Annotated in this window: 8 protein-coding genes and 1 CRISPR repeat array; of the genes, 5 read left to right on the top strand and 3 right to left on the bottom strand. The window is 67.5% G+C overall.

The features are described from left to right. The 5 genes from cas7e to cas2e all read left to right on the top strand — a co-directional run. Positions 1-1,137: type I-E CRISPR-associated protein Cas7/Cse4/CasC (cas7e, locus tag EZJ19_RS01100; RefSeq protein WP_131444463.1), on the top strand; the 1,137-nt coding region annotated here is incomplete at its 5' end. Beyond that, entirely contained in the window at positions 1,137-1,871 is a 735-nt protein-coding gene (cas5e, locus tag EZJ19_RS01095) for a type I-E CRISPR-associated protein Cas5/CasD (protein ID WP_131444462.1), read from the top strand. The genes cas7e and cas5e, both read left to right, overlap by 1 nt. Next, on the top strand, positions 1,862-2,593 hold the full coding sequence (cas6e, locus tag EZJ19_RS01090; RefSeq protein ID WP_206199269.1) for a type I-E CRISPR-associated protein Cas6/Cse3/CasE: 732 nt from the start codon (positions 1,862-1,864) through the stop codon (positions 2,591-2,593). Before cas5e ends, cas6e begins: the two co-directional genes overlap by 10 nt. Position 2,594: 1 nt before the next feature. After that, positions 2,595-3,494 carry a type I-E CRISPR-associated endonuclease Cas1e gene (gene cas1e / locus EZJ19_RS01085; protein ID WP_131444460.1) on the top strand — a complete coding sequence of 300 codons (900 nt, stop codon included), beginning with the start codon at positions 2,595-2,597 and terminating at the stop codon, positions 3,492-3,494. Then, positions 3,463-3,759 carry a type I-E CRISPR-associated endoribonuclease Cas2e gene (gene cas2e, locus EZJ19_RS16745; RefSeq protein ID WP_420813086.1) on the top strand — a complete coding sequence of 99 codons (297 nt, stop codon included), beginning with the start codon at positions 3,463-3,465 and terminating at the stop codon, positions 3,757-3,759. Before cas1e ends, cas2e begins: the two co-directional genes overlap by 32 nt. Positions 3,760-3,793: 34 nt before the next feature. Then, a CRISPR array of direct repeats spans positions 3,794-9,614; the repeat unit is 28 nt; unit sequence GCTTCCCCCGCTCACGCGGGGATCGACC. A gap of 54 nt (positions 9,615-9,668) precedes the next feature. Here the strand turns inward: cas2e and EZJ19_RS01075 are convergent. From EZJ19_RS01075 to EZJ19_RS01065, 3 genes are all read right to left on the bottom strand, one after another. Beyond that, entirely contained in the window at positions 9,669-10,409 is a 741-nt protein-coding gene (locus EZJ19_RS01075) for a hypothetical protein (RefSeq protein WP_131444458.1), read from the bottom strand. 97 nt (positions 10,410-10,506) lie between these two features. Further along, entirely contained in the window at positions 10,507-11,160 is a 654-nt protein-coding gene (locus EZJ19_RS01070) for a sensor histidine kinase (protein ID WP_131444457.1), read from the bottom strand. After that, a partial coding sequence (locus EZJ19_RS01065) for a tetratricopeptide repeat protein (protein WP_131444456.1) occupies positions 11,157-12,127 on the bottom strand: 971 nt, incomplete at its 5' end. The genes EZJ19_RS01070 and EZJ19_RS01065, both read right to left, overlap by 4 nt.

The following is a 12,127-nucleotide window of genomic DNA, read 5'->3' as shown; positions in this document are numbered from 1 at the left end:
GCCCTGACTTCCTACGCCGCCGCCTTGCTCAACCGCGACGATGCGGGTCTGGCGAAACGCATCCCCTTCGGCAATGCCGAGCGCATGCGGGTCTCCTCGCAATGCCTGAAGAAACACTGGCGCGACGACTTCCACCGCGCCTTGAAGTTGCCCGGCGGCATTCGCTCGCGCATGTTCTTCGAGCGTGAAATCCTCCCCCGCGTCATCGAGTCCGGCATTGCCGAAGACACGGCCACCAAGCTCGTCGAAGCCCTGATCAAGCGTCTGGTGCAAGGCGGACAGGACAAGGACCATCCCCTGCGCCTAAAGCAGCCCGTGCTGTTCGGCAAACCGGAAGCCGACTACCTGGTCCGGCTCATCAGTGAATGCGCGGCCGACAGCGCCGACCCCGTCAAGGTGCTCGACGAACGTCTCAAGGCGGAAAAGGGCAATCTGCAGGCCATGTGGAAGGCCGCCGGCGTGAACCTGGTGGCCGGAGTCGAGGGCGCCATGTTCGGCCGTTTCGTCACCTCGGACATCCTTGCCCGCACCGATGCCGCCGTCCACGTCGCCCACGCCTTCACCGTCCACCCACTGGCCACCGAAGTGGACTACTTCACCGTGGTGGACGACCTCAAAGAAGCCGACGAGGACGCTGGCGCCGCCCATGCCGGTGATATGGAGCTGGGCGCTGGCCTGTTCTACGGCTATGTCGTCGTCGACGTGCCCTTGCTGGTTTCCAACCTGTGTGGCTGCGACGCTTCCGACTGGCGCAAACAGCCGGCGGAAACGCTGCAAGACGCTCGCGACGTGGTCAGCCGCCTGATCGAAGCCATCGCCACCGTCAGTCCGGGCGCCAAGCTCGGTGCCACCGCGCCCTATGCCCGCGCTGCTTGCGTGCTCCTGGAAACGGGCACCAGCCAGCCGCGTACTCTCGCCAACGCCTACCTGGAAGCCCTCAAACCCAAGGGCAACACCGAACAGCAGGCCATCGACGCGCTCGGTCGCCACCTGGCCTCCGTCGATGCCATGTACGGTTGCGAAGAAAAGCGCTTTGTCTCCGCCACGGTGGATACCGCGAGCCTCGCCGACGTTCCCCGTGCGCCGCTCAAGGCCAGCATTGCCGCAGCCCTGGATAGCCTGTTCGGTGCCGAGTGATGGAAGCCCTCATTCTGCGTTTCGATGCGCCGCTCATGAGCTTCGGCGGGGTCATGGTCGACCAGCACAATGTCACCGACCGCTTCCCGGGTCTCTCCCTGTTCGCCGGCCTGTTCGCCAACGCCCTTGGCTGGCACCACCGAGACGGCGAACGCATCGGCCGCCTGCAGGAAAGGCTCATCGTCGCCTCGCGCTGGGATTTGGCCGGCGAGGCCATCCGCGACTATCACACCGTCGACCTGGGTCAGGAGAAGATGCGCCACCCTGGCTGGACCACCCGTGGCCTGCCGGAACATCGCGAAGGTGGCCCGGACGCCCGCTACGGAACCCATCAACGCTACCGCCACTACTGGGCCAACGGCCTGCTCACCACGGCCCTTGCCCTTGCCGAGGCGGACGTCGCCCCCGACCTCGACGCCCTCGAAGCGGCACTGCGTCATCCGGCCCGGCCCTTGTTCATCGGCCGCAAGGCCTGCCTGCCTGCCGGGCCCATTCTGGCGGGCCGTCGCAGCGGAGACGGTCTCCTTGCGATCCTGCAGGCCGAACCACGTGCCACCTGCCGTGTGCGCAACGCCAGTGGCGCCATGGCGGCGCGCTGGCCAGCCGAACTCGGCCGCGCGTCGGAAGAGCAAACGCACCCCGTCTACGACCAACGCGACTGGCACAACCAATGGCACGCCGGCAGCCGACTGGTCGCCGAAGGCCCCCTGCCCGAGGTACCGCCATGCACATGATCGAACTCCCGCTTGACGCCGCCGCACTGACCCGCTTCGCCTGGCACCAGGGCCATGCAGCGAAGCAAGGTTACAGTGACGAAGATTTCGGCTATGCCGCCCACGCCTGGCTCGCGGCAACCCTGGGCGAGCTCGCCCCGCGCCCTTTCCGTCTCCAGGAGACCCGCCGCGGCCTGCGCCTGCTCGGCTACGCCCTCCAGCCTGCGCAGCACTTAGCCGAACACGCCCGGACATTCGCCCTGCCGGCTGCCCTCGCGGTCTGCGACTGGGACACCGCCGCCAGCAAGGAAATGCCCACTACGTGGCACGTAGGCCAGCGTCTCGGCTTCGAAGTGCGTGCTTGCCCGGTCAGCCGGGGCGAACGGGAACGCGACCTCTACCTGGTGGAGGTGGACGAGGCCAAGGCATCAGGCCGTGAGCCGGCGAACCGGTCTGAGGTGTACGGAACGTGGCTCGACCGACAGTTTGGCCAGAACGAGGCGGCAAAAGCTGAACTCATTACCCTCGCCGGCTTCCGGCGTGTCCGAAGCCTTCGCCAGTCGCGTGCCGGCCAGGACCATCGCCATCACGGCGTGGAACGCCCCGATGCGCTGTTCACCGGCGAACTACGTGTCCTTGATCCGGATGTCTTCGCCAGTCTTCTGGCGCGAGGCATAGGCCGCCATCGTGCCTTCGGCTTCGGCATGCTGCTGCTGCGGCCACCGGGGAGGGGTGGTACCTGACATGCCAGGCCTTCTCGCCGGGCGTCTTGGGCTGGCTGAAGCTCGCATACCCCATGTCGACCGTCACGGCCTGGTCTGGCTCTCCCGCGGCCGACTGTTCGTCGAGGACGGCACCCTGCGTTTCGTCTGTACCGAATCGGCCGACCTCGAACCCGGCGACTACGCGATTCCCTATCAGAACGTCTCCTTGATATTGCTAGGCCCCGGCTCCACTGTCAGCCACGATGCCCTGCGCGTCCTCGCCCGCCATGGCACCCTGCTCGCCGCCGTCGGCGAGGGTGGAACCAAGTTCTACACCGCTCCGCCGATGGGTCAGGGCCACAGCGACATTGCCCGTGCCCACGCCCGCCTGTGGGCGGATGAAAAAGCCCGGCTCGACGTCGCCCGCAAGATGTATGCCCTGCGTTTCGGCCGCGTCCTCCCGCACCGCGACATTGCCGTACTTCGGGGCATCGAAGGCGGGCGGATGAAGGAAGTCTACCGGCTTGAAGCCGATCGCCATCGGCTGCCCTGGGAAGGTCGGCGTTACGACCGTAGCAGACCGGAAGGGGCCGACGTCCCTAACCAAGCGATCAACCATGCCGCCACCTTCGTCGAAAGCGCCGCTGACATTGCCGTCGCCGCGGTTGGTGCATTGCCGCCGTTAGGCTTCATCCACGAAGATTCCAGCAACGCCTTCACCCTCGACGTGGCCGATCTATACCGTGCCGAAGTCACCATCCCCCTTGCCTTTCGCATCGCTCGCCGTGTCCTCGACGACAAGAGACTGAATCTGGAACGCACACTGCGCCGTGAGGCAGCCATGGAATTCCGCCGCTACAAACTCATCCCGAAAATGATCGACCGCGTAAAGGAGTTGCTCGGTGACCATGACTCTCTTGGTGACCCGAAACGTCAGTGATCGGATGCGGGGCTTCCTCTCTTCCTCGCTGCTGGAATTGGCCCCCGGCGTGTACAGCACACCACACATTTCGCCCGCGGTACGCGAGCGCATCTGGGCCGTGGTGGCTGACTGGTTCCCCCACGAAGATAGCGCTTCGGTAATCATGGTCTGGGCCGACCCCACCGTCCCCTGCGGTCAGGCCGTACGAACATTGGGCGTACCACCGATCAAGATAGTTGCTGTAGATGGCCTTCTAACAGCCTGCCACGTTCCCGTTCTTTAAAAATTCGCAATAATTCAAGCTATTGTTGTGTAGAGCTTCCCCCGCTCACGCGGGGATCGACCGCCAACGAATGCCCGCCCAGGGGCCGATCTGGCGCTTCCCCCGCTCACGCGGGGATCGACCCGAGGTCGACTGCGTCGCCCACATGCTCACCAGGCTTCCCCCGCTCACGCGGGGATCGACCCGAGGTCGACTGCGTCGCCCACATGCTCACCAGGCTTCCCCCGCTCACGCGGGGATCGACCCGTTTCGCAGTCGCCGCAAGTCACACAAAATCCGCTTCCCCCGCTCACGCGGGGATCGACCCACATGGGTTTCCCGTCCGGGGCCTGGACTGGCGCTTCCCCCGCTCACGCGGGGATCGACCCATGGCAGCAGTGGGAGGCCGGAAACCGGAGAAGCTTCCCCCGCTCACGCGGGGATCGACCTTCGACGGCGTAGTCGCTGTAGATTTCCAGCATGCTTCCCCCGCTCACGCGGGGATCGACCCCGCATCGTCGAACGACTCGAATTCCTCGTTGTGCTTCCCCCGCTCACGCGGGGATCGACCCCCGTTCAACCGAAGGAGTAACCATGCTGTTCAGCTTCCCCCGCTCACGCGGGGATCGACCCCCGTCGGTCGTGCTTGACTCCTCGTTCTGGTCGCTTCCCCCGCTCACGCGGGGATCGACCCGGCATGTGGCAGCTCAACGGCCGCGTGTTCCGGCTTCCCCCGCTCACGCGGGGATCGACCTGTCGCCAACACGGACAACATCGTCCTGACCTAGCTTCCCCCGCTCACGCGGGGATCGACCCTGACCACTGACGGCCACAAGGTCTACGTAGAGGCTTCCCCCGCTCACGCGGGGATCGACCCATGGCCACGGTCTTGGCCATGCTGCGCTCGCCGCTTCCCCCGCTCACGCGGGGATCGACCCCAGGCTGCTTGACCCGCTCGGCGTCGTACCAGGCTTCCCCCGCTCACGCGGGGATCGACCCGAGATCGTCATGGCCGGCGGCTACCAGGTGGCGCTTCCCCCGCTCACGCGGGGATCGACCGCCCCTTGGGGTCGGTGAGGATAGCGGCATACTGCTTCCCCCGCTCACGCGGGGATCGACCCGGTATCTGGCGCGGGTAGGCCGCGAAGTTGCGGCTTCCCCCGCTCACGCGGGGATCGACCGATATGGAATCGGCCCCGCAGAAAATACAAAAGCTTCCCCCGCTCACGCGGGGATCGACCCTATCGCACCGACAAGCTGCCGGTCAGAATGGAGCTTCCCCCGCTCACGCGGGGATCGACCCCAGCGCTTCGACTACGGTGCCAAGAAGCCGGTGCTTCCCCCGCTCACGCGGGGATCGACCCGGCACCACGCGCCTCATCCCGGACGATGAGCCGCTTCCCCCGCTCACGCGGGGATCGACCCGCTGGTGCGAACTCCACGGCGAGCGCAAGCGCGCTTCCCCCGCTCACGCGGGGATCGACCCTGCAGACCACGCTCGGCTCGGCCACCTCGCGCGCTTCCCCCGCTCACGCGGGGATCGACCCGTCGACTTCACCATCGAGGCGTGGTGCCAATGGCTTCCCCCGCTCACGCGGGGATCGACCCGAAATGAGCTTGGCCGTCGGAGCTACGGCCTCGCTTCCCCCGCTCACGCGGGGATCGACCCCCAAGGGCCGTAGTGGTCGTTGAAGGTATCAAGCTTCCCCCGCTCACGCGGGGATCGACCCGCTGTCGGGCGCATCAACAGCGGGGCCACTGGGCTTCCCCCGCTCACGCGGGGATCGACCTCTCGGTGGTGTATCGGTCGTTGCCGTCCTTGTGCTTCCCCCGCTCACGCGGGGATCGACCCCTGGGCGGAAACCGGCCTTTTTTATTCCCCGCGCTTCCCCCGCTCACGCGGGGATCGACCCTCGGGATTTTCCGAACCCGAACATCAGAATCCGCTTCCCCCGCTCACGCGGGGATCGACCTGTTTGGCCATAATCCGCCTCACCTGCCAGCACGCTTCCCCCGCTCACGCGGGGATCGACCCCAATCCGGCCGCATTGGTTGACGCCTGCGCCCGCTTCCCCCGCTCACGCGGGGATCGACCTCATGTTTTGAACCCCGAAACAAACAGCAACCCGCTTCCCCCGCTCACGCGGGGATCGACCCCAGGCCGAGTATGACCCGGACACCGCCAACAAGCTTCCCCCGCTCACGCGGGGATCGACCCGTTGTGCCGCTGCGTCGCGCGGCGATCACGTTGCTTCCCCCGCTCACGCGGGGATCGACCCCGTAGCGGGTCGGGTGGCAGGTGACGGTGATGGCTTCCCCCGCTCACGCGGGGATCGACCCGGGTCAAGCACGATCTGGCCAGGCTTGGCTGAGCTTCCCCCGCTCACGCGGGGATCGACCCAACCCCTTGAGCAGCTCGATCTGCTCCTCTGCGCTTCCCCCGCTCACGCGGGGATCGACCTGCTGTGGCCCAAACTTGCCCGTCCGGCACGTAGCTTCCCCCGCTCACGCGGGGATCGACCCGGCGCCTGGCGCAACGTGGACCTGCCGATCGGGCTTCCCCCGCTCACGCGGGGATCGACCTGTCGCCGGCACCTCTACCGTAGTGATCCCCTCGCTTCCCCCGCTCACGCGGGGATCGACCCGTCGAGCTCGACGACTACGAATTCGGCGGATGGCTTCCCCCGCTCACGCGGGGATCGACCCCGGGCCGTCCGGGAGACCGTCAACGGAGCCACGCTTCCCCCGCTCACGCGGGGATCGACCTGCAGGTGCCGGCCTTTGGCACGGTGGGCCAGCGCTTCCCCCGCTCACGCGGGGATCGACCCCCTCGTTACCGTCGCTCATTTCAAGCGGGTACGCTTCCCCCGCTCACGCGGGGATCGACCCTCGCCCTGGTGGCGGGCATCGAGGCGTGGTGGGCTTCCCCCGCTCACGCGGGGATCGACCCTTGCGGAGGCGACGGATCGCGCTTTCGCTGAGGCTTCCCCCGCTCACGCGGGGATCGACCTAATATCCGGAGCGTGCAAGGTATGCCTGACTTGCTTCCCCCGCTCACGCGGGGATCGACCTTCCCAAGCTGCGACGAGTGGCCCGACGAGCAAGCTTCCCCCGCTCACGCGGGGATCGACCCGTGACCGGGAGGGCAAAGCCCGCACCCCAAGCGCTTCCCCCGCTCACGCGGGGATCGACCCACGTCGATTGGGCCCTGCCCGACCAGTTCGGTGCTTCCCCCGCTCACGCGGGGATCGACCGCCATCGCATTCCTTTCTTTCAGGTGTCCGCCGGCTTCCCCCGCTCACGCGGGGATCGACCGCTGGACCTGGCCAACTTCTTCGTCAGCATCGAGCTTCCCCCGCTCACGCGGGGATCGACCGCTCGGACTCCACCCAGTCGCCGGAGCACCGGTGCTTCCCCCGCTCACGCGGGGATCGACCTGCGTGGTAATCGAGCAAGATTGGCCAGAATACGCTTCCCCCGCTCACGCGGGGATCGACCCCAGCTATGCCAACGGTTATATAAAGCCGGTTGGCTTCCCCCGCTCACGCGGGGATCGACCTGGATGAAGACCACCGACATCCCGGTCATCACCGCTTCCCCCGCTCACGCGGGGATCGACCCGTCTGCGCGTTAGACAGCGCGGACGCTTGCGTGCTTCCCCCGCTCACGCGGGGATCGACCCCGATGAGGGTGGGGCCGTTATGGTTACTACGGCTTCCCCCGCTCACGCGGGGATCGACCCGCGCGTACCGGACCAGTCCGAGAAAAGGGATCGCTTCCCCCGCTCACGCGGGGATCGACCTGTAGTAAGGACCGCGTCGGGCTTTAGGTACAAGCTTCCCCCGCTCACGCGGGGATCGACCCTTCCCAGCTTCACCGAGGCCCGCGCCGACCTGGCTTCCCCCGCTCACGCGGGGATCGACCCGTCAGCCGCCCACGCAGGAACAGGATGCCGGTGCTTCCCCCGCTCACGCGGGGATCGACCCTTCTCTCCGGCCACATCGAGCAGCGGGCGCAAGCTTCCCCCGCTCACGCGGGGATCGACCCCTGATGAACCTCCGAATCTACCGCATCAAGGGGCTTCCCCCGCTCACGCGGGGATCGACCCGGCCATGATGACGGTGCCGGCCGCGTGGCTGAGCTTCCCCCGCTCACGCGGGGATCGACCCCGTATTTGGCTGGTGTTGGCGGCTCTGGTGTTGCTTCCCCCGCTCACGCGGGGATCGACCTCTCGGTCGCTTTGGCGTGCGCGGCAAGGATGTGCTTCCCCCGCTCACGCGGGGATCGACCCGACACCTGGCATGAGTTCAGCACCTACTACGGGCTTCCCCCGCTCACGCGGGGATCGACCCCCTCCCTTCGGCCGCGATGCGGTCAAGTGGCTGCTTCCCCCGCTCACGCGGGGATCGACCTTCCACGGCTGGACACCAAATGGGCCAGGCATTGCTTCCCCCGCTCACGCGGGGATCGACCCGACCGTGCCGAGACTGCCAGCTCGACGCGCTCGCTTCCCCCGCTCACGCGGGGATCGACCTTTCCCTGAAGGTCGAAAAGCAGACCGTTCGAGGCTTCCCCCGCTCACGCGGGGATCGACCCCGCGAAAAGGCATGCCTGTCAGCCTGCTTCACGCTTCCCCCGCTCACGCGGGGATCGACCCGACGGCCGCACCGTACGTATCGAGGACATCATGCTTCCCCCGCTCACGCGGGGATCGACCCTTCAACCCGAGGGCAACAACCAAGCTCAGGAGGCTTCCCCCGCTCACGCGGGGATCGACCCTCCGATAGCACCAAGCCGGCTGCGATCATGGTGCTTCCCCCGCTCACGCGGGGATCGACCCCCAGGCAGGCCTAGCTGAAGCCGTTGGCAATGGCTTCCCCCGCTCACGCGGGGATCGACCCCTCTGCCCAACGTTCCCAACCTTCAGCTCAGAGCTTCCCCCGCTCACGCGGGGATCGACCCTCCAGGCGATCGACGCCGGCCAGGCGCTTGGCGCTTCCCCCGCTCACGCGGGGATCGACCCGGCAGCGTCCGCTTCGAGTTTGTCGAGGACGAGCTTCCCCCGCTCACGCGGGGATCGACCCCCTGCGTTCCAGGCTCGACCTTCGTCTGCTGCGCTTCCCCCGCTCACGCGGGGATCGACCCGACTGTTAGGACTGGTCACGTCAATCTGCCCAGCTTCCCCCGCTCACGCGGGGATCGACCCCCATTCCGGTGCGTCGCGCCGGTTCTCGCTTTGCTTCCCCCGCTCACGCGGGGATCGACCTTCAAAGATCGACAAGCGTGGCTGCCATTCACCGCTTCCCCCGCTCACGCGGGGATCGACCTTTTTTACAAACAGAAAGGAAACAACATGGCCGGCTTCCCCCGCTCACGCGGGGATCGACCCTGCCCGCCCTCCCATTCGGACAATTTTTCTCGGCTTCCCCCGCTCACGCGGGGATCGACCCCCCTCGTGTGGGTCTGGGGCTAGCCCCAGGGTGCTTCCCCCGCTCACGCGGGGATCGACCTTCATTCCCTAGGCGCATGGCGACCGACTTAGTGCTTCCCCCGCTCACGCGGGGATCGACCACCTATGCCGAGCGCCACAACGACCTGATCGAGGCTTCCCCCGCTCACGCGGGGATCGACCTCTCTGAGTTGGTGTGACCTTTACCACCTAAGGGCTTCCCCCGCTCACGCGGGGATCGACCCGTCGGTTTCGTTTAGCCAGGTCATCGGGCGGTGCTTCCCCCGCTCACGCGGGGATCGACCCCTGCCCCGCCGCCGGTCTGGATTCATCGGCCGGCTTTCCCCGCTCACGCGGGGATCGACCCCCGCCGAAGATGCTGCCGCAGCGGACCGAGGTGCTTCCCCCGCTCGCGAGGGGACCAACCGGGAGTGGGGCCACAAGACCCGTTCGGAAAGTCGTGGGCTCCGAACGTACGCTATCAGTAGCGCCGCACGGCGTAGCGCGCCCCCGGTCTGTGTTCCTTCAGAAACGCCATGAATTGTTCCAGTCTCTCCGCGCTGTCGCCTTCGAGCGGCCCCTCGATGACGCCTTCGGTAACGCCATCCGGGTCCACCGAGGTATACGTGCAATACAGCGGCACGCCGAATGCGGCGGAAAAATCGAACAGGGACGGACTGACCAGGTCGTATTGCCCCGCCTGCTCCGAACGGTAATCGACTGCCGAGCAGATGACGTCGCCGGCCACGAGCGCGCGGCGAAGCCGCACCAGACAGAATTGGTCGCGCTTGACGATGGTGACGTCGCGCGCGTTCACGGCGGCGTTCCGGAAGGCATGGTCGACCACGCCCTCGGGGTTGGCCGCGATCATGGTGACCTTTCTGCCGAGGTCGGAGAACGTCCTGACGTTGAAGGCGAAGCCGCTGTGCACCGAGACGACGATGGCCGGCCCGCCGGCGCGGGCGACGGCGTCGACCGCCGCGGCATCTCGCCAGCGGTATTCGGGCGACACGGCCACGCCGCGGCCGATCAGTTCCCGCACCAGGACGAGGTAGGCGAAGTCGCCGCCACGCAGGTTGAGCTTGTCGAGGCACCGGGACGCCAGGGCCCTGAACGGCCGGTTGCCGTAGAGCCCCTGCCATAAGCGTTTCAGGAGTCCTTCGTACGGCGGCCGTTCGACCGCCAGTGCCAGCCGGACCCGGCACCGGACCAGCGCCGTCACGGCGGCGTTGGCGAACGCAGTCAGGACGCTCCGCCTGCGCGGCGTCGGGCCGGGGGTTTCCGGAGCGGGGCTGTCCGCGGGTCGGGACATCGACCGCTCAGGGCAACAGCAGCCTGAACGTCGCACCCGGTTCGTTGCTCAGGCGCAGCAGACCTGCCCGCCCCTTGTTGGCATGGGCCTCGGCGATCATCTCGGCGAGCCGCAGGCCGAGGCCGGTACCACCGGAACTGAACGGCGCGCCGGTCGCCAGCGACTCCAGGATGTGGGCGGGGAAACCGGCGGAATCGTCCGCCACGGTCAGGCTCAGCATGCCGTCGGTCAGGTCGGCGCGGATGTCGATGCGCGAGCGGGCGTAGACCAGGGAGTTGTGGATGGCGTTGCTGATGGCGATATCGACTAGGTTGCGGTCGAAGAACCAGAGCGGCGGCACGGCGGCGTCGACCGCCACTTCGACCGCGACCCGGCCGCGGGCCAGGGATCGCGCCTCGTCACCCACCTCGCGCAGGAATTCGTGCGGGGAATAGGCGTCGATCGACATCGGCAGGCTGTGGTTGGCCGCCTTGTACAGCAGCAGGGACTGGCGCAGGCGTTCCACCACCTGCTGGCACATGAGGCGCGATTCGTCGAGCGGCCGGTCGTGCGCCTCGCTGTCGATGTGGGGAATCCGGTCCATGGTCATGGCGAGCAGGCCGAGGCTGTTCTTCAACTCGTGCATCAGCGCCGCGTACAGGTCCTGGGCGGTCATGGTCATGAGGCCTTCCTCCTGGCGATGCCGAAGCGCGCCTCGATCTCGCGCAATTGGGTGCGCAGGCCCGGAAGGCGGGTATGCCCCGGCGCCAGGCGCTCGACGTCGTCGAGCAGGCGCCGGGCCTCCTCGACGTTGCCTTCCTTGAGGCCGTTGCGCTCGATGTCGCGCAACAGAACCCAGGCCGCGTTCATCAGGACGCGCGGATTGTAGGGGGCCTCGCGCGCCGCGGTGAGGAGGCGTTTGACGGCGCCGTCGAAGTCGCCCTTCTGGGCCAGGTAGACGCCCTCGTTGTTGAGCTGGCGCACCTCGGTGGTCGCCTGCTTGAGCAGTTCCTCGCCGGCGGCCTGGCGGCCGCTGTTGAGATAGATGTCCTTGGCCTTGCTGAGCAGGGCGTCGCTGTCATGGGCGTTGCGGGCGACCTCGCCGACCACCGCGTCGCCCTCCTCGTGGCGGCCCTGGGCGATGTAGGAGCCGGCCAGGTCGAGCATCAGCCGGCCGTCGCCGCGTACGCCGCCGGCATGCAGGCGGCTGGCCTCGTCGAGCGCACGGCGGGCGGCTTCCGGCTGGCCGGACTTGGCATGCACGACGCTCTGCACCACGGCCGCCACCAGTTGCCCCTCCTGGGTCGCCGCCAGGGTGTCCTTGCCCTTCTTCAGGGTGTTCAGGGCGCCGCTCAGGTCGCCTTGCTCGACCTGCACGCGGCACAGGTTGCCGTAATCGGTGTGGCTGACGAAGATGGAATGGCGCCCCTTGTCCAGGGTCGCCTGGTAGGCGGCCCGGGCGGTGTCGAGATCGCCGTTGTCGTAGGCCAGTTCACCCAGCTGCTGCTGGCGCCGCACGGTCTTGCCGGACAGGGCGACGCCGTCCTGGAGCGCGTTCTGGGCACCGACCGGGTCCTTCTTGGCGACCCGGACCTCGGCCAGCAGGTCGTAGGCCGCCATCAGCTCCGGGCTGGCGTCCAGGGCGTCGA

Origin of the sequence: Parasulfuritortus cantonensis (assembly GCF_004337445.1) — a bacterium.
Lineage (GTDB): Bacteria > Pseudomonadota > Gammaproteobacteria > Burkholderiales > Thiobacillaceae > Parasulfuritortus > Parasulfuritortus cantonensis.
This window is presented reverse-complemented; position numbering and strand designations above follow the sequence as displayed.